This window comes from Dendronalium phyllosphericum CENA369, from assembly GCF_016056275.1.
Lineage (GTDB): Bacteria > Cyanobacteriota > Cyanobacteriia > Cyanobacteriales > Nostocaceae > Dendronalium > Dendronalium phyllosphericum.
Genome location: NZ_JAECZA010000038.1, coordinates 25,849 through 43,736, shown reverse-complemented (window position 1 = coordinate 43,736; position 17,888 = coordinate 25,849). Strand labels below are relative to the sequence as shown.

Sequence of the window (17,888 nt, the reverse complement as noted above, 5' to 3'; positions counted from 1 at the left end):
CCTGGGGAGTATTCTTTGCAAGCTCGTGCTACTGACAATTTAGGTAACACCCAGCCGAGTACAGTTCCGTGGAATGATGTGGGATTGCTGTATGGAGGCGTTGTTAGCCATCCAGTAACAGTACGTGAGGGATGAGGCAGAGGGGCTGGGGGAGATGAGGGAGACAAGGGAGACAAGGGAGACAAGGGAGTGAGATAGAATAACTTGCGACTTGCGACTTCTGCCTCCTGACAACTGACAACTGACAACTGACAACTGACGTTTATGAATGATTTTAGTTGGTTGATTTTAGGGATTGGGGGTTTAATATCTGGAGTCATAGCTGGACTTTTAGGAATAGGTGGCGGTATTATCACAATTCCACTTTTAGTCACACTCGGTTATACTCCCGTGCAAGCGATCGCGACCAGTAGCCTTGCTATTGTTATTACTTCAATTTCTGGAAGTTTGCAGAATTGGTGGATGGGTTACTTTGATTGGAAGCGAGTAATTTATTTAGGAATTCCAGCTTTTCTAACTACTGGAGTTGGAGTATATTTCGCCAATAAAATTCCACCTTACATCATACTTTTTACATTCGGAATCATATTATTAGCTAACATCTATTTGATAGAACTCCGCAAACAACTAGTTTTAAAGCAAGCAGAAAAAACATTACCAGAATTTAACCCATTACTTTCTAAAATTGGTACTGGCGGAGCCGCAGGAATTTTAGCAGGCTTCTTTGGCTTAGGTGGCGGAACAATTATGGTTCCCCTACAAATGTTATTACTAGGAGAAGAAATTAAAGTAGCAATTCAGACGAGTCTTGGTGTGATTGTCATCACTGCTCTAGCTGCCTGCACGGGACATACATTAGAAGGAAATATTTTGTTTGTTCAAGGTCTAATTTTAGGTTTTGGAGGTCTTTTAGGCGTTCAGATGAGTACTCGCACATTGCCAAAATTACCCGATTCTGTTGTTAGCCTTGTGCTTCGTATTTTCTTAGGAATACTATCAGTTTATGTTTTTTGGGAATCTTGGATAAATTATCAATAAAAAAGTTCCAAGTTTGAATTGATAATTAGTTGCAAAGAAGAATTTTAGCTTCTTCTTTTAACATGAATGTCAGCAGTGGCTACTCAGCACTCAGCGAGAAGTTGCGTGCGGGGGTTCCCCCCGTTGAGCAAACTTCGGTGACTCAGCACTCAGCACTTTGCCATACATTCAATCAGCACAGTTGACGATCAAGTGTGTCAAAGCATCAATCAGGCGATCGCTTTCCATTGGCATAATATCTTTACCCTGCATAATCTCCTGAGTCATCACAAAATGCACTAATGACCCAATCAAAATCCTTGCTGTTGCCTCTGGGTCGGGTATCTGGAGTTCAGAACGAGAAGCTAAATATTTACTAATAGTCTCTATAGCCGGTTTAGCGATACTACCAATGAAAACCTGAGCCAATTCAGGAAACCGCGCTGACTCTCCGATCAAAAGTCGCTCAAACGCCTGATATTCTTGGTCATTGACCATTTGATCTAATGCGGTTTTTGCTAAACGTCGCAGTACGATGTATGGTTCTCCTACTAAGGATTGCGTCCCCAAAATTGAGTGAAACCGCTTTCTTGCCAGCCTCTCTATTAGTGCCCTAAAGAGTCCTTCTTTGTCTTGAAAGTGACTGTATACCGTGGCTTTAGAAACCCCTGCTGCCTCTGCTACCTTATCCATACTCGTAGCAGCGTAGCCATGAACCAGAAACTCTTGCATCGCCCCTTGCAGAATTTTTTCTACTTTATCTGCTGAACTTGACCGATCTATTTCCCCAACTTTTGGGCGTGCCATTTTTAAATAATCCTTTTTTGTAAATAGCCTTAAGAATTTCTGTAATCTGTCACACCTGACTCAAAAGCTTGTGCAGTACAGTCAGTAGACAACCCAATAGTTTTTGGCAAGCACTTGACTAAACTACTCAGTTTAGTATAATCCTATTATATAACTATACAGTTTAGTTTTGTATCTTACAGATCGTTCTGTTTGTTGAGCATACAACTGAAGGAGGCAGGGGACTGGGAAAATTACTCCCTCATCTCCCTCATCCCTCTTTCCCCGCGTCCCCGCGTCCTCTCAAAATCGGGACATTTACCAAAATTCGATTTTTCCTATTTAAATCAGCGAATTTGGAATTGCTTCAAAGGTATGCTATCGTGCAAAATTCAAAGCTAGACGGTTCAGTATCTCCTCAGTCGATTCTGCGTCCGCCCATTTTAATAGCTATTATTGTATCTTTGACTGTAATTGGAACTAGTGTTTATACGGTACTAAAATTTCAGGAAACTTCTAATCAAAAGGCACAAGCTCCAGCAGCAGTATTGACAGAACTCAAAACGGTCACAGCCTTGGGACGGATTGAGCCAAAGGGAAAAGTAATCAAACTCTCTGCTACCACATCTCCCGACGGGAGTCGGGTAGAGCAATTGTTGGTGAAGGAGGGAGATAGGGTAAAAGCAGGGCAGACGATCGCAATTTTGGACAGTCGCGATCGCTTACAAGCAGCATTCAAAGAAGCACAGGAACAAGTGAAAGTGGAACAGGCAAACCTGATTCGCACGCAAGCAGGTGCAAGACCTGGAGAAATTGCAGCCCAACAAGCAACCATTGCCCGCCTCGCAGCAGAACGCCAAGGAGATATAAAATCTCAAGTAGCAAATGTTGCCCGATTGCAAGCGGAAGTGAGTAATGCTCAAGCAGAAGATGGACGCTATCAGGTGCTATACCAACAAGGAGCAATCTCTTCCTCTCAAAGGGATAGCAAGCACTTAACTTTAGAAACAGCCCAAAAAGAATTACAAGCAGCACAGGCTCAATTACAGCGCATCCAGTCAACCAGCCAGCAACAATTAAAAGAAGCCACAGCCACATTAAATCGGATTGCTGAAGTGCGAGGAGTAGATGTAGAAGCTGCCAAAGCAGAAGTTAGCCATGCTGTAGCAACCATGAATCGGGCAGAGGCAAATTTAAAACAAGCTTACGTGCGATCGCCTCAAGATGGTCAGGTATTTGAAATTCATACCCTTCCAGGGGAGGTGGTGTCAAATGATGGTATTGCCGATATCGGGCAAACCAATCGGATGTATGTAGTAGCCGAAGTTTACGAAAGTGATATCAGTAAAGTGCGATCGGGGCAAAAAGTACGAGTAATTAGTGATGTCCTACCTAGCGAATTGCAGGGAATAGTAGAACGCAAAGCCTTACAAGTGCGACGGCAGAATGTGGTTAATACTGACCCTTCCAGCAATATTGATAACAGAGTTATAGAAGTCCATATCCGACTAGATGATGCCTCCAGCCAAAAAGCTGCCGACTTAACCAATATGCAAGTCAAGGCAGTCATTGAACTGTGATAAGGGGTAGTTGTCAGTTGTCAGGGGAGGTAAAAGGAAATAAAACTCTTAACTCTTGTACAGACGCGATTAATCACAACTCTTGTACAGACGCGATTAATCGCGTCTCTACTTTTAACTCAGCACTATAAAAATGGGAATACTCAAACAATTACAACGGCGAACGCCTTTAGGATGGTTGCAACTGAGTCATGAAAAAAGTCGTCTGTTGGTAGCATTGTCAGGCATTGCCTTTGCCGACCTGTTGATGTTCATGCAGTTGGGCTTTCAGACCGCGCTGTATGACAGTAACACCAGACTACATCACAGTTTGCGCTCAGACGTTGTTTTAATCGGCTCCCAAACCCGTAATCTGCAAAGAATATCTACATTCTCTCGCCGACGGTTGTATCAGGCAATGGATATACCAGGAGTGAAATCAGCAGAGGCTATGTATGTGAGCAACATGATTTGGAAGAATCCCCAAACACGCCGCGATACAGAAATTTTAGTGATTGGGTTCAATCCAGATAAGCCAGCTTTTGACTTGCCAGAAGTTAACCAACAATTATCAGATATCAAGCTACCAGATACCGTCTTGTTTGACCGTGCTGCTAGAGGAGATTACCAAGAAACGATCGCCCAACTCGAACTAGGTAAAGCTGTAAAGACGGAAGTGGAACGGCGGACAGTTACTATTAGTGGTTTATTTAAACTTGGGGCATCTTTTAGCGCTGATGGCACTTTAATCACCAGCGATCAGAACTTTTTGCGGCTATTTCCTCGGCAACTTGCTTCCAGCGTCGGTGTCGGTTTGATTGAGGTGCAACCTGGCTTCGATAAAAAGCGTGTGGTAGCAGCATTGAGAGCACACTTAACAGATGATGTCAAAGTGCTAACCCACGAAGAATTCATTCAATTTGAGAACGACTTCTGGAGACGAAACTCTCCAATTGGGTTTATTTTCAGCATAGGTGTATCGATGGGCTTCGTAGTGGGTGTAATTCTTGTCTATCAAGTCCTTTCCACCGATGTTAATGCCCATGTCAGAGAATATGCCACCTTTAAAGCTATAGGGTATCGCAATTACTATCTGTTAGGTGTGGTGTTTGAAGAGGCCCTAATTTTGGCAATATTGGGTTTTATGCCAGGAGTCGTAGTTTCCTTGGGACTTTACCATTTAACTAGCAGCGCTACAAACTTGCCGATGTACATGACCGCCATCCGAGGATTGCAAGTGCTAGTACTAACCATCATCATGTGTACCATTTCCGGCGCGATCGCTACCCGCAAACTCCAAGCCGCTGACCCCGCAGATATGTTCTAAAAAATGAGGGCTGGGAACAGGGGATGAGGGGCAAAGGAGAAAAAAACGATTGCAGAAATTACTCTTATCAACTTATCTCCTCGGCTCCCCATCCTCTTGTTACTCCTGACAACTGACTTTTGTACAGACGCGTAGACGCTCGTAAAAGCGGCTTCTCGTAAGAGTATAATCGCGTCTTTACAACAACTGACTTTTGTACAGACAAGGGTTAATTGCGTCTCTACGATAACTGACAACTGACAACTCCCCTATGACTAAAGTCATTTGCATCCATAATCTCGACTACTATTTCGGTGATGGTAAACTCCGCAAGCAAGTTTTATTCAACATCAATCTAGAGATAGATGCTGGTGAAATTATTATTTTGACTGGCCCCTCTGGTTCTGGCAAGACTACTCTTTTGACTTTAGTCGGTGGACTGCGCTCTGCTCAATCTGGTAGTTTGCAAGTCCTTAAAAGAGAACTCTGTGGCGCTAATGCCGAACAACTAGTGCAAGCACGACGCTGTAACGGTTATATTTTCCAAGCACACAACCTGCATGGTAGTTTGACGGCACTCCAGAACGTCAAAATGGGTTTAGAACTGCACAAATACATTAGCCAACAACAGATGCAAACTCGGTCAGTCAAAATGCTTGAGCAGGTAGGATTAGGAAATCATTTTGATTATTATCCCGCTCAACTGTCGGGCGGACAAAAACAACGAGTAGCGATCGCTCGTGCTTTGGTTAGCCATCCTCAAATTGTATTAGCGGATGAACCCACAGCTTCCCTTGATAGTCAATCGGGTCGAGATGTGGTTAACTTAATGCAAAAACTTGCCAAAGAACAAAGCTGTACAATCCTAATGGTTACTCACGACCATCGCATTCTAGACATTGCCGATCGCATTGTTCGGATGCAAGATGGCAAACTAGTGCAAGAAGGCACAGTAACTAAAAACTATTTAATTTGACCAAGCCCCGTTGGGGCGGGGTGTGGGGTGGGGGGGAAGAAATAGCCCCAACAACCGCTATTGACACAAGCCCCGTATGAGTTAAGACGCTTGCGCCCTTCGGAGTTCAAGCTCCATCCAACGCCGTTTTCCCCTACACCCTACCCCCTGCACCCCACACCCTGTTAGTGACTTTACAGCCTGGAATTATTCACACTTCCGTCGTAATCTTGTAATAGTTCTGTCATAACTGTATGCAATATTTAGTTTTGTATTTGGTTACAAAATGCTTTTGTTTGGGTTAAAGGTAGGACTTCCTGCCTTTTACTTTTTTTTATATATAGAGTTACTCAGTTCAATTTCCGAACTTACTACATAGATGTAGGCAATAGCGAACAGGAATAAGGAATAAAATTATACTTAATTTAAAAAAAATTAAATAGGAATATCATTTCATCATCTATCTTTACATAGATGCAAGCCAAAATTATTAAAAACTACTCAATTTGACTTTATAGCCTTAAATTCTTCACACTTTTGTCGTTATCTTGTAATAGTTCTGTCATAAGTGTGTGTGATATTTAGTTTTGTATTTGGTTACAAAATGCTTTTGTTTGGGTTTAAGGTAGGACTTCCTACCTTTTATTTTTTTAGATGTATTTATATCTATACATCTCATCATTTATCTTTACATACAAAACACACTCTTACAGCGAGAGTAGGCAGCTTTTTCTCAGTGTGCTAGTTTATTGCATTAAAGTGTTTTCACTTTGTTGAAGTTATTTTCCCCAAGAAGCGATTGCCTGAGTTAGTATAGTTTAGTTCCCTCAGTACTGCTTAATATTACTTAATATATTATTGCATTGTTTTCCAAAAAATCTGCTTCTGTTTGGAAACACTAGCATTCATAAGCTAATCTGTTGGTCAGCAGAAATTCAGAGATTGTTTTATCGCTCTATGACTACCAAGGCTCGCACTGGAAACTCTCAAAATAAGTTGCCTTTTATTGACATCAAAGATTGGAAACCCAATCGCCGTAAGACAAAGTTGTTGATAGGCATGTTAGCCTCTTTTCCTGTCACCTTGGCATTGCCTGTAGATGCTTTACAAGTACAGGTGATTCCGACTAATCCTGGGTTGGGGGATACTGTGTCTGTGGTAATTAATTTAAATATTCCCAGTAATGGTAGCAATCCATCAGTGGCTATTGGCGAAAAAACTTATCCAGCATTTGCGATTGCACCCAATAAATATCGGGCTTTTATTCCCACAACTCCATTGGAAAAAGCTGGAACGAGAACTATTAAAATTTCTGGTGATGGTCAAGTAAAAAGTTTGGCATTGAAAGTCAGCGATCGCAATTTTCCAGTACAACGCATCACCTTGCCACCAGGAAAAGCCGGAGTAGATGCAACCGAGTATGAACTCAAGCGTGTAGCGGCTTTTAAGGCATTAGAAACACCACAAAAATATTGGAGCGGCCCCTTCTTGAAACCAAACGCAGGGCGGATTAGTACAATTTATGGTGTACGTCGCTACTATAATGGTACATTTGCAAAGGACTACTACCATCGTGGCGTTGACTATGCTGGTGCTGCGGGTTCGCCTGTAACAGCTCCAGCAGCTGGGCGAGTTGCTTTGGTGGGCAAAGTATCCCAAGGGTTTCGAATTCACGGTAACGTAGTTGGCATTGACCACGGGCAGGGAGTGACAAGCATTTTCATGCACCTAAGTCGGATTAATGTCAAAGAAGGCGATATCGTAAAAGCTGGCCAAGTAATTGGCGCAGTGGGTTCGACAGGCGCTGCCACTGGGCCGCATTTACATTGGGGTCTCTATGTCAACGGACAATCTGTTGACCCAGTACCCTGGCGAAACAAAGTCTTTGATTAGTCAAAGCTGCATAAATCGCGTCCTTGCATAACTTGTATATTTTTCGCTGATATTTAGGCAAAATAAATTGGACTGATACCGTCCCTACCTTACTTGGTGGCTTAACAGAAGATGAGCGTTATGAGTATTGAAAAAATTGTAGAACAAGCTCTCCAGGATGGTTATCTTACACCAGCAATGGAGGCAGAAGTTGGGCGAATTTGTGATAACGCATCGGAACTCTCCATTGAAGAGTACATGGCGCTAGATCGACTGATGGGGGCGCTATTAACAGGTGAGGTAGTGGCGGTTCCTCGCAAACAATTTATTAACGTTATGGAAGAATTAGTACTAACCGAGGCGATCGCACGAGTAGCAGAAATTGAGGCTACTAGCGAAAGCTCCCTAGATGTAGGGGATATTGCCGCTTATGCTCTAAATAGACTTCCACCCTTGTACGCTACTACAGAAGAAGGGGCCAACTACCAACGCCAACGCGCTCAAGCAGAACTTGAAGAATTAATTTCACAACAAGTTAGTGAGGCGATCGGTCGTAACCTCGACCAACCCAACGATAACAGAACGCCAGTCTTAGCCAAAAATACTGGTAATGAAGTTCTGCGCCAAGTCAGTAACTTACTTCAAGTCTACGCACCAAACTTTGAGCAGAAATCACAATATTAAAGTTAGTAGTCAGTCGTCAGCAGTCAGTAGCTAAAAAGACAACTGACTCTTACGGGTTCGCCAGTCGCTCATGGGGAAAACCACGCCAGATGCTCCACTTGGGGAGACCCCAAGACTGCACTAGCTCCCCAAGACCGGGCTAGCTCACAACTGACAACTGACAAGTCATAAAAAACTATTCACTCACGCACCATTACAGTAGTGCCCAATTTGACTTGTTCGTATAATAAGCGGACATCAGGATTACGCATTCGTAAGCAGCCGTGAGATACAGCAGCCCCCATGACTTCGGTATTGGGTGTGCCATGAAAGCCAATTTGATTGCGTCCATCCGACCAAAAACCAATCCATCTTTCTCCCAAAGGACTATCAGCACCAGCTGGAAATACTTTGCCAGTAATCGGATGTCGCCAAATGGGGTCGTGTTGCATGTGCTGTATTTGGAAAGAACCTGTAGGTGTCTCCCAACCTTTCTTACCTACAGCAATTGGGTAGCTAGCTATTACCTCATCTCTTGCATAAACATAAGCGCGGCGATCGCTTAAATCAACTACCACTTGCGTCTTCGCAGCTGCTAGGCTAGATGATTTTTGGGGATTTGAAGCCCAAGGTAAACGCAAGGGCTGTTCTGTATTGAAATTCTGCTGTTGTCCTGGAGTTGCAAACCGCATTCTTGGAACGGTTGCTTCAGCTACATTTTGGCCTCCTGTCAGCAACGTATTATTAGACTTGACAGCAGAAAATTTTAATGCATTAGTTCTCTGGGCATTTGTCTTAAAGGTGGCTTCGTTAGGAGGTGTAGATGCACCAAAAGCAGTTTCCCCTATACCCCCAGTAAATTTTTCTTGCAAGTTAGCTGGGCGGTTTCCTCCAGCAAACACTGGCTTCTCAAACTGCTGTTGCGTTGAAGTGATGCGCCAATAGACAGCCAGCGATAAAATGGCTGTACCAAAACAGAGAAACATTACTATACGCGCTACAGATTCATTTCTTATCATTGCCATAGCCTATTGTTTATCTCTGACATATCCAAAAAACTTATTGGATGCGCTCATAATTTCATTATCAAGAATTTATAAATTCTTATCTGTTCTCTTATAACTCTTCCGATACTCTTGGGCAAACTAGGGCTATACGGACATTTCGTCAAACAAAATGCCCAAATAAGAACTTTATTTACTAGTGGCACTCTCCAAGTGCAGCAATCGATTATTAATGGTGTGGGTGGGATAAAGATCATGTTTGAAAAATTATTACTGGCGGTGACGATTACATTTTCTCTAAATTTCTGTTTTCAAGTTCGCGTACCCAATCAAACTCAGACTGGCGCTATTTCTCAGCAGCATACAGAAACATCAACAACAATTTTAGTAACAATACCGGAAAAATAAGACTGAAATAGCTGCGATCGCTTATATCAAATAAATTGGACTTGCACTTATGGAGGATACTAATTTTGGATTAAAAGCCTTTCCCATAAAGGTTTTACCATAACTTATAAAACTAACGATCCAAATATAGATTTAACCCCAAAATATCATTACAGTATTAACTACAAGTTACATTCTACGCTAATTTCAAGTAGTTAAGCGGCTTTAAAACACTAATTTAGTATTTAAAAACGTAAACTAAAAAATTGCTTTTTGGCCTGCCGCAAGACTGATTTTTTGAATTCATCTTACAAGTCATCTTAAGTTCCATTAAATTGCTTACAGAAGTTGACAACAGAGTTGAAAAGATTGGATTTTCTCTTTCTTGTTTTTGCCAGGAGATTTATTCTTCTCATCCTTGCCATCTTTCCTTGCCACTAGCAACAAGAAACTTTTGACTCTGTTCCACAACAATGTACACTGCTACAGGAGCAAAAAGCTACTTTCAACTCGATAGCTAGAATGTTTAATTTTTCATGTGATAAAACATACATTTGATTTTTTGTCAATCGTATGCGGTCAGATGACGTTATTTGCACAATCATACGTAACATTGCTGTCTCTTAATAGGTAACAAACAATGGCTGAGAAGTTAGCTATACAATTGCTAGAAGCCAAAATTAGCTCTTTTAGCGATCGAGAACATGCCTAAACTTATATACCTGAGTGTTCCAGTCATAAATCCGTCCCTGACGCAGGAACATCGTGTTAATTAGCATGTCTAATAGATAGGGATGATTTACAGCCAGTACGATCTATGAGTCAATCGATTACTGTATCCTGGTCAACATTTGATGCAAGGTATCCGGAAGCATCGGTGCAAGTTGACAAACTCTCTAACCACGATCTAATTTTGCGCTGTCAAATAGGACTGCGTCCAGATCGTGCTGCCTTTGCAGAGCTATTGCGCCGCTATCAGTCCCAAGTTGATAGAGTTTTGTATCACCTAGCTCCAGATTGGCCTGATAGAGCCGATTTGGCTCAAGAAGTTTGGATTCGCGTGTATCGGAATATTAACCGATTACAAGAACCAGCGAAGTTTCGGGGCTGGTTAAGCCGTATTGCTACCAACTTGTTTTACGACGAGTTGCGTAAACGCAAGCGGGTTGTCAGTCCTTTATCGCTGGATGCTCCCCGTTCGGTAGACGATGGCGAGATGGATTGGGAAATTGCTGGAGATACTCCAGGGCCTGAGGAAGAACTGACAACTAGAGAATTTTACGAGCAATTGCGAGAAGCGATCGCGGATTTACCAGAGGTGTTTCGCACTACTATTGTTCTTAGAGAAATCGAAGGTATGGCATATGAAGAAATTGCCGAAATTACCGGAGTTTCTTTAGGAACAGTCAAGTCGAGAATAGCTAGAGCTAGATCCAGATTGCAAGCTCAGTTGCAAAATTATCTAGACACCTAAATTGCCAGTATCTTGCCTCTGCCTAATGGCAGAATTTAACATTAATAAGGCAAGACGATGAAATGTATAGGACTAAGCCATTAGGAATAAAATTGATGAATTTCTCAGGATTACTCGTTGCGTTTACCCGTATATGAATTGGTAATAATGCTAAGATGACTACTGATTCTCGATTTTCCGACCGTTCCCCCTTGCAATTTAATAGAGTGTCAGATGGGATGGGCCAGCATACCAATGATTCAACGGGTGCTATGGATATGGTGAAGCGCGATCGCTTCGAGTTATTGAGTGCTTATCTAGATGGTGAAGTTACAGCCGCCGAAAGCAGACAAGTAGAAGAATGGCTAGCCAGCGACACTGCCGTTCAGTGTTTGTATGCCCGATTGTTAAAGCTACGGCAAGGCATAAAAACTCTCCCAGTGCCAGCAGCCCAACAGTCGCCAGAAGCAACAGCACAGCAAGTATTGGCGCGTTTGCGTCGCCGTTCCCGTTTCGTTTGGGTTTTTGGCGGTGCGGCGATCGCTGCTTGTGTTATTGGTACAGTATCTGGGTTACTACCAAGTGGTCAATCCAAGCTACAACTGGCGCAAAAACCAAAAGTAGAATCAACACAAGCTACCACAACACCCGTAACTCCACCAGCTTCACCGCTGATGGTAGCTATAAATAACCCAGTAATCGAAATTCCCAAGGCGGCGGTAGTTTCTCCAGAAAAGCCAGCTATTCTAGAACAGCCTCGACCAAAGGAAGCACAACAAGACATTAATTAATCGCCAAGCAAGGTGTTAAATTACATCTTTTAGCTTTGCGGTTAAATACAACCACTCCACCAGCCGTCAGGTTGGAGAACACCTTCTAAACACGATACTCGCTCCCAAGTCATCAAGTAGACCCAAGCGCAACCAAGGGATAAGCCCTGTAGGTTGTATATTTCTACTTGCTGGCGACTATAGAGGTTTTGCGAAATTTGTCTAGTGGGTTGGTAATCTTCCAGTTCGTCTAGAATATCTAAAATCTTTAAGTCGGCAAAAAAGAGTAGATAACCGTGAATGAAGTGTTCTCCTATGGTCATGGCTGGATAGCCCATTGGCAGAGCAAATAATTCGCCTATGGCAAATGCTCTTTGGGCATCAACTACCTTGCCAGCACAGTATCGATCGTAATTAGCTTCACCTGGTTTGAGCGTGCCGTAAACGAAAACTCGGACTAAACCAGGGAATTTTGCTTTTGATTTAGTCATCCTCTTTTTAACCAACTTATTCCTTTGCCTTCCATCATCTACAATATGGAGGCAGACACGATAATAGACCCAGTAGGAGACTTCTCGGTGGATTCCCGATATAACCCAGCAGCAATTGAGGAAAAATGGCAAAAAACATGGGCAGAACAAGGCTTAGATAAAACACCTACAAATAGCAATCAGCCAAAATTCTACGCTTTATCCATGTTCCCCTATCCATCGGGCAGCCTACACATGGGTCACGTCCGTAATTATACGATTACCGATGTGATTGCTCGTCTCAAGCGAATGCAAGGCTATCGAGTACTGCACCCTATGGGTTGGGATGCCTTTGGCTTACCAGCAGAAAACGCCGCCATTGACCGAGGAGTACCACCTGCCAAGTGGACTTATCAAAATATTGCCCAAATGCGGCAGCAATTGCAGCGTCTCGGTTTATCCATTGACTGGGACAGCGAAGTTGCTACTTGTTCGCCTGATTATTATAAGTGGACGCAGTGGATTTTCTTACAGTTTTTGCAAGCGGGTTTAGCTTACCAAAAAGAAGCCGCAGTCAACTGGGACCCTGTTGACCAAACCGTACTGGCAAACGAGCAGGTTATCGATGGACGTTCTTGGCGTAGTGGGGCTATAGTCGAGCGCAAATTGTTGCGTCAGTGGTTTTTAAAGATTACCGACTACGCCGAACAATTGCTCAATGACTTGGATAAATTGCCAGGCTGGCCGGAACGCGTCAAATTGATGCAGGCGAACTGGATTGGTAAATCCATAGGTGCTTACTTGGAATTTGCGATCGTTGGATTGAATGAAAAAATCGGCGTGTACACCACCCGCCCAGATACCGTTTATGGTGTCAGTTACTTGGTATTAGCACCAGAACATCCTTTAACCAAGCGCGTCACCACAAAAGAACAAAAAGCAACCGTAGAAGCCTTTATTCAAGAAGTTGCCAATCAAAGTGAGTTAGAACGTACTGCTGAAGACAAACCCAAGCGGGGCATTCCGACAGGTGGTAAAGTAATCAATCCGTTTACAGGGGAAGAAGTGCCCATCTGGATTGCTGACTATGTACTGTATGAGTATGGTACTGGGGCAGTGATGGGTGTACCTGCACACGATGTCCGAGATTTTAAGTTTGCCAATAACTATAACCTGCCGATTGAGTTTGTCATCGTAGAACCGGAGGCGGTTGCCAATGTGGATTTTCAGCAAGAAGATCCACCATTAATCATGATTGATTATGACAGTGCATACACTGAACCAGGAATTTTAATTAATTCTGGGCAGTTTACTGGTATGAATTCCACAGATGCCAAGCAAGCAATAGTTAAATATGCCGAAGAAGAAGGATTTGGCAAAGAACGCATCCAATATCGTTTGCGGGATTGGTTGATTTCTCGACAACGCTATTGGGGCGCACCCATTCCCGTAATTCACTGTCCTAATTGCGGCATAGTGCCAGTCCCGGACAAAGATTTGCCAGTGCAGTTGCCAGAAGAAGTAGAATTTACCGGACGCGGTGGTTCGCCATTGACTCAGTTAGAAAGCTGGGTAAATGTGCCTTGTCCTACTTGTGGTACGCCAGCCAAGCGGGAAACTGACACGATGGATACTTTTATTGATTCCTCGTGGTATTTCTTGCGGTTTACAGATGCTAAGAACGAACAGCAGGTGTTCGATTCTAGTAAAACCAACGACTTAATGCCAGTAGATCAATATGTGGGTGGGATTGAACACGCGATTTTGCATTTGTTATATTCGCGGTTTTTTACCAAAGTGTTGCGGGATAGGGGCTTATTGAACTTTGACGAACCTTTTCAACGTCTGTTAACTCAAGGCATGGTGCAGGGTTTAACTTATACAAATCCTAAGAAAAGCGATAAAGATAAATGGGTTCCTGTTAATTTGGTAGATCCTGCCGATCCGCGAGATCCGAAGACAGGCGATCCACTGCAACTTGTTTACGCTACTATGTCTAAGTCAAAAGGCAACGGTGTCGCCCCGGAAGATGTAATTGCTAAATATGGTGTAGATACGGCTCGGATGTTCATATTGTTTAAAGCGCCGCCAGAAAAAGACTTGGAATGGGATGAAGCTGATGTGGAAGGACAATTCCGCTTCTTAAATCGGGTGTGGCGCTTGGTTACGGATTATATTGCCTCTGGGGTATCTCGTGGAAATACACTTTCCGATTTAACTAAGTCTGAAAAGGACTTACGGCGAGCAATACATACTGCTATCAAAGCAGTTTCTGAAGATGTAGAAGACGAATATCAATTTAACACGGCAGTTTCTGAATTGATGAAGTTGAGTAATGCCTTAACAGATGCCAGCTGCAAAGATTCACCAATTTATGCAGAAGGTATCGAGACTTTAGTGGTGTTGCTCGCACCTTTTGCCCCGCACATTGCTGATGAATTGTGGCATTTAATGGGTAATAGTAATTCAGTTCATACTCATGCTTGGCCAACTTTTGACTCTGCTGCTTTGGTAGCCGATGAAATTACTTTGGTGATTCAAATTATGGGCAAAACTCGCGGCGCAATTCAAGTACCAGCGCAAGCAGATAAAGCAGCGCAGGAGAAGTTTGCTCGTGAGTCAGAAGTTGCCCAGCGTTATATTGAAGGCAAAGAGATTAAAAAGGTAATTGTAGTACCTGGAAAGTTGGTGAATTTTGTAGTTGCCTGAGAGTAGTTGATTTGCAATTTCCTTTGCAGCGAATCTTGCTTCATAATAAAGAAATATTAAGCGAGATTTAACAAACTGATAATGAGCCAGACTGCCCTAAATTTAGTTGCCATATCTATCTTTCTCATGACTTTATCGGTACTGCTAGGGCCATTAATCAACTTGTCCCCCACAGTACCGGCACTTGCTACCTTCACTATCTTAGGAATAGCCACTTTCGATAGCTTCAGCTTACAAGGTAAGGGAGCTAGTATCTTTTTAGATTGGATTGCTAGTTTTTCTCCCGAACACCGCGATCGCATCGTCCATCACGAAGCTGGACACTTCCTTGTTGCTCATCTATTGGGTATTCCCGTGACAGGTTACACCCTCAGCGCATGGGAAGCCTGGAAAGAGGGACAACCTGGGCAAGGTGGCGTTACATTTAATGATGGAGAATTAGCAGCGCAACTAGCACAGGGAAAAATCGGCGCTCAAATGCTGGATCGTTACTGCACTCTTTGGATGGCTGGGATTGCTGCTGAAACCCTAGTTTTTAATAACGCTGAAGGTGGAGGTGATGATAAAAGTAAGTTAGCAGAAGTCTTGAAGATTTTGGGTTTTTCTGAATCAGCTTATCAGCAGAAACAGCGTTTTCATGCTCTTCAGGCTAAAACTCTACTGCAAGAAAATTGGTCTAGTTACGAAGCACTAGTCCAAGCCATGCGAGAACGTGCTTCAGTAACAGAATGTCAAAGTGTTATTGTCAGTGGTTAGTTGTCAGTTGTCAGTTGTCAGGAGGCAAAAGTAAAAACACTCTTTTGTCCCCAATCCCCAGCCTTCTCTAAGAAGAAACAGCTTCTAATTGGGAAAAGTGAGATAAATAGTCCCAACTAATCGCTTGGTTACGTCCAGAAGCTTTGGCATGAAATAAGCATTGATCGGCGCGATGTATTAGACTAAGCCCTTTTTCATCGTCATCTGCTTCTAAACTGGCAACACCCAAGCTAATCGTAATATCAATAGATAATTTACTATTGATGGCGAATGGTTGTTCGCTAACTTTGCGATTGAGACGTTCTGCGACTCCCAATGCTTCGTAACTAGTAGTGTTAGCCAAAACCACTACAAATTCTTCACCACCATAACGGAAGGCAGTATCTTGAGAACGCAGGTTTTGCCGCAGACGACTACCCAACAACTGCAAAAGGCGATCGCCAGCTAAATGCCCATAAGTGTCGTTAACTTTCTTAAAATAATCTACATCTAAAATAATTAAACTCAAAGGAGTTCCTTGAGTGCGGGCTTTGTGAATTTGCCTAGGTAAATCCCATTCCAAGGCCCGACGATTATTAAGTTCCGTCAACGAATCAGCTAAAGCGATCGCTGATAATAAATCATTTTTTTGAAGTAAATCGCGGTATTTTTGCACTTTACGCAAACCAACCTCCAACTGAGCTAGAATGAGCCGATGATTTGCTGTTACACCTGCCAAAGTATGCTCTGTATTTTCTTCACAAAGATGCCAAATATAAGCATCAGCTCCTTGATTGAGTACAGTGGCAGTCATTTGCAATTCCCACTCCCAGCCATACTTACTTCTAGCAGCGAACTTCTGGGGACGATCCTCTAGAAAAATACAATATATCCAAGATAGCTGAGTCTGTTCTTTTAACCAAGAACATATTTTCATACTGCCATCCAGACTAGCCTGCACAAGTATTATATCGGGCGGCGCAGTTTGAATTTGTAATATTGTCTGGTGGATATCGGTAATAACTTCTAAATTAAAAGCGGTTGTGTCACGGATCTGATCGGGAAGTTTGGCGAGAAAGGTATCACTTCCAAAGACCAGAATGGAAATATTCATTGCTGTGCCTTCTGCCCTATTTTAAGCTAAAACTTACTGGTATTTATTCCGAATATTGAATTTACTCGGTATTTCTTTCACAGGGTTATTACCCTATATTTGATAGTCTTAGCGCTAAATTCACAACCAACTAACAATTTTAATCTCCTCTTAATACCTGATTTTTAAACAGTCTCTGAAGGTTTAAACTCTGATTATTAATTTCTACTTTTCTATATTTTTTTTCAAACAGTAAAAATACTGAATATTATTTTTTAGTGATTAAACTAGTTCTGTATTTTTCAGGTCATATTGCAATGAATCCATAATCATAAGTTTTTGGCGTTACTTATTACCTGAAACAGAACAATATTAGAGACTTTTAAAAAGTTTAAAAAAATCTAAAATTTAGAAAACCTCCGTAAAAGCCGAGATGCTTTTTGAATCTAAAAAATGTTATATACCGAAAAGTTATTAAGATATTTCTTTAGCAATCAATGTTTTTACCTGTTTTTATAAGGGGTTTGAAGAGTTTAAGCGAATCTTTAAGGAATATAATGGATTATTAGAGGTAGCTAAATTTACAGATGCTTAATTGTTGATATATTTTTACTTTTGATAAAGCAACTAGTAATTTTACACAAAAAATAAATAGATAAATAACTTTATTGATTCTTTATAGAGCTACATTTGCTTAATAATAGCCCGCCCGTTTTGCGGGCGGATATCTCGGTAATTAATTGTGATGGTTAAGCTAGTTAATCTAAATTTGATAGAAATTTAGAAATTATTGATAGCCTTCGATGTGGTACCCAGCAGCAACAATTGCCTGCTTAATTGACTCTTCAGAAGCCTGAGATTCTACTGTGACAGTTTTAGAATTAACATCTACATCTACCTTGGCATCAGGTTCCATTACATGAATAGAATCTCTAATTGTTCCTGCACAATCTTCACACGCAATATTCGGAACTTTGAGTTTGAGTGACATTACTTACCTCATGACGTAAAGTTTAATTTTCATTTAAAAAACAATGGTATTGTCTCGGATGGCGATCGCACATCTGACTAGAGTTAGGTAACTATGAGATTAGAGATATAGCAATGCA

General features: G+C 42.2%; 16 protein-coding genes. 11 read left to right on the top strand and 5 right to left on the bottom strand.

Features of this window, described 5'->3' with window-relative positions; translation table 11 throughout:
• Nucleotides 1-264 precede the first annotated feature (264 nt).
• Nucleotides 265-1,038, top strand: a complete 774-nt coding sequence (locus I8752_RS11535) for a sulfite exporter TauE/SafE family protein (RefSeq protein ID WP_214432455.1) — start codon at nt 265-267, stop codon at nt 1,036-1,038.
• Between the two features lie 168 nt (nt 1,039-1,206).
• Here I8752_RS11535 and I8752_RS11530 read toward each other — a convergent pair whose 3' ends face one another.
• A complete protein-coding gene (locus I8752_RS11530) occupies nt 1,207-1,824 on the bottom strand; it encodes a TetR/AcrR family transcriptional regulator (protein WP_214432454.1) in 618 nt (205 codons plus the stop codon).
• A 362-nt stretch (nt 1,825-2,186) separates the two neighbouring features.
• On the opposite strand from I8752_RS11530, the gene I8752_RS11525 reads away from it, so the two are divergent.
• The 5 genes from I8752_RS11525 (at nt 2,187) to I8752_RS11505 (ending at nt 8,179) form a co-directional block, all read left to right on the top strand.
• Entirely contained in the window at nt 2,187-3,383 is a 1,197-nt protein-coding gene (locus I8752_RS11525) for an ABC exporter membrane fusion protein (RefSeq protein ID WP_214432453.1), read from the top strand.
• Nucleotides 3,384-3,516: 133 nt separating this feature from the next.
• Complete coding sequence (gene devC, locus I8752_RS11520; protein WP_214432452.1) at nt 3,517-4,689, top strand: ABC transporter permease DevC; 1,173 nt, start codon at nt 3,517-3,519, stop codon at nt 4,687-4,689.
• A 250-nt stretch (nt 4,690-4,939) separates the two neighbouring features.
• Nucleotides 4,940-5,644: a DevA family ABC transporter ATP-binding protein gene (locus I8752_RS11515; RefSeq protein WP_214432451.1), complete on the top strand. Its 705-nt coding sequence runs from the start codon at nt 4,940-4,942 to the stop codon at nt 5,642-5,644.
• A 936-nt stretch (nt 5,645-6,580) separates the two neighbouring features.
• Nucleotides 6,581-7,516: a M23 family metallopeptidase gene (locus tag I8752_RS11510; protein ID WP_214432450.1), complete on the top strand. Its 936-nt coding sequence runs from the start codon at nt 6,581-6,583 to the stop codon at nt 7,514-7,516.
• A 120-nt stretch (nt 7,517-7,636) separates the two neighbouring features.
• Nucleotides 7,637-8,179 (top strand): late competence development ComFB family protein, encoded by a 543-nt coding sequence (locus I8752_RS11505; protein ID WP_214432449.1) that lies wholly within the window; start codon nt 7,637-7,639, stop codon nt 8,177-8,179.
• Between the two features lie 179 nt (nt 8,180-8,358).
• Here I8752_RS11505 and I8752_RS11500 read toward each other — a convergent pair whose 3' ends face one another.
• A complete protein-coding gene (locus I8752_RS11500) occupies nt 8,359-9,183 on the bottom strand; it encodes a L,D-transpeptidase (RefSeq protein WP_214432448.1) in 825 nt (274 codons plus the stop codon).
• Between the two features lie 111 nt (nt 9,184-9,294).
• On the opposite strand from I8752_RS11500, the gene I8752_RS11495 reads away from it, so the two are divergent.
• The 3 genes from I8752_RS11495 to I8752_RS11485 all read left to right on the top strand — a co-directional run bounded on the left by I8752_RS11495 (nt 9,295) and on the right by I8752_RS11485 (nt 11,793).
• The gene (locus I8752_RS11495) at nt 9,295-9,570 is read left to right on the top strand and encodes a hypothetical protein (protein ID WP_214432457.1); all 276 of its coding nucleotides are present in this window, start codon (nt 9,295-9,297) and stop codon (nt 9,568-9,570) included.
• Between the two features lie 796 nt (nt 9,571-10,366).
• Complete coding sequence (locus tag I8752_RS11490; protein ID WP_214432447.1) at nt 10,367-11,023, top strand: sigma-70 family RNA polymerase sigma factor; 657 nt, start codon at nt 10,367-10,369, stop codon at nt 11,021-11,023.
• A 155-nt stretch (nt 11,024-11,178) separates the two neighbouring features.
• Nucleotides 11,179-11,793 (top strand): anti-sigma factor family protein, encoded by a 615-nt coding sequence (locus I8752_RS11485; RefSeq protein ID WP_214432446.1) that lies wholly within the window; start codon nt 11,179-11,181, stop codon nt 11,791-11,793.
• A gap of 41 nt (nt 11,794-11,834) precedes the next feature.
• Here I8752_RS11485 and I8752_RS11480 read toward each other — a convergent pair whose 3' ends face one another.
• Nucleotides 11,835-12,263: a gamma-glutamylcyclotransferase family protein gene (locus I8752_RS11480; protein WP_214432445.1), complete on the bottom strand. Its 429-nt coding sequence runs from the start codon at nt 12,261-12,263 to the stop codon at nt 11,835-11,837.
• 87 nt (nt 12,264-12,350) lie between these two features.
• On the opposite strand from I8752_RS11480, the gene leuS reads away from it, so the two are divergent.
• The gene (gene leuS, locus I8752_RS11475) at nt 12,351-14,951 is read left to right on the top strand and encodes a leucine--tRNA ligase (RefSeq protein WP_214432456.1); all 2,601 of its coding nucleotides are present in this window, start codon (nt 12,351-12,353) and stop codon (nt 14,949-14,951) included.
• 81 nt (nt 14,952-15,032) lie between these two features.
• Nucleotides 15,033-15,707: an ATP-dependent Zn protease gene (locus I8752_RS11470; protein WP_214432444.1), complete on the top strand. Its 675-nt coding sequence runs from the start codon at nt 15,033-15,035 to the stop codon at nt 15,705-15,707.
• A gap of 67 nt (nt 15,708-15,774) precedes the next feature.
• Here the strand turns inward: I8752_RS11470 and I8752_RS11465 are convergent, their stop codons facing one another.
• Complete coding sequence (locus I8752_RS11465; protein WP_214432443.1) at nt 15,775-16,800, bottom strand: GGDEF domain-containing protein; 1,026 nt, start codon at nt 16,798-16,800, stop codon at nt 15,775-15,777.
• A gap of 766 nt (nt 16,801-17,566) precedes the next feature.
• A complete protein-coding gene (locus tag I8752_RS11460; RefSeq protein ID WP_214432442.1) occupies nt 17,567-17,770 on the bottom strand; it encodes a heavy-metal-associated domain-containing protein in 204 nt (67 codons plus the stop codon).
• Nucleotides 17,771-17,888: the final 118 nt, after the last annotated feature.

What these genes read in the sequence shown, in the direction of transcription:
- I8752_RS11535 (WP_214432455.1), top strand. Translation starts at nt 265, where the DNA reads ATGAATGATTTTAGTTGGTTGATTTTAGGGATTGGGGGTTTAATATCT.
- I8752_RS11530 (WP_214432454.1), bottom strand. Translation starts at nt 1,824, where the DNA reads ATGGCACGCCCAAAAGTTGGGGAAATAGATCGGTCAAGTTCAGCAGAT.
- devC (WP_214432452.1), top strand. Translation starts at nt 3,517, where the DNA reads ATGGGAATACTCAAACAATTACAACGGCGAACGCCTTTAGGATGGTTG.
- I8752_RS11515 (WP_214432451.1), top strand. Translation starts at nt 4,940, where the DNA reads ATGACTAAAGTCATTTGCATCCATAATCTCGACTACTATTTCGGTGAT.
- I8752_RS11510 (WP_214432450.1), top strand. Translation starts at nt 6,581, where the DNA reads ATGACTACCAAGGCTCGCACTGGAAACTCTCAAAATAAGTTGCCTTTT.
- I8752_RS11505 (WP_214432449.1), top strand. Translation starts at nt 7,637, where the DNA reads ATGAGTATTGAAAAAATTGTAGAACAAGCTCTCCAGGATGGTTATCTT.
- I8752_RS11500 (WP_214432448.1), bottom strand. Translation starts at nt 9,183, where the DNA reads ATGGCAATGATAAGAAATGAATCTGTAGCGCGTATAGTAATGTTTCTC.
- I8752_RS11490 (WP_214432447.1), top strand. Translation starts at nt 10,367, where the DNA reads ATGAGTCAATCGATTACTGTATCCTGGTCAACATTTGATGCAAGGTAT.
- I8752_RS11485 (WP_214432446.1), top strand. Translation starts at nt 11,179, where the DNA reads ATGACTACTGATTCTCGATTTTCCGACCGTTCCCCCTTGCAATTTAAT.
- I8752_RS11480 (WP_214432445.1), bottom strand. Translation starts at nt 12,263, where the DNA reads ATGACTAAATCAAAAGCAAAATTCCCTGGTTTAGTCCGAGTTTTCGTT.
- I8752_RS11470 (WP_214432444.1), top strand. Translation starts at nt 15,033, where the DNA reads ATGAGCCAGACTGCCCTAAATTTAGTTGCCATATCTATCTTTCTCATG.
- I8752_RS11465 (WP_214432443.1), bottom strand. Translation starts at nt 16,800, where the DNA reads ATGAATATTTCCATTCTGGTCTTTGGAAGTGATACCTTTCTCGCCAAA.
- I8752_RS11460 (WP_214432442.1), bottom strand. Translation starts at nt 17,770, where the DNA reads ATGTCACTCAAACTCAAAGTTCCGAATATTGCGTGTGAAGATTGTGCA.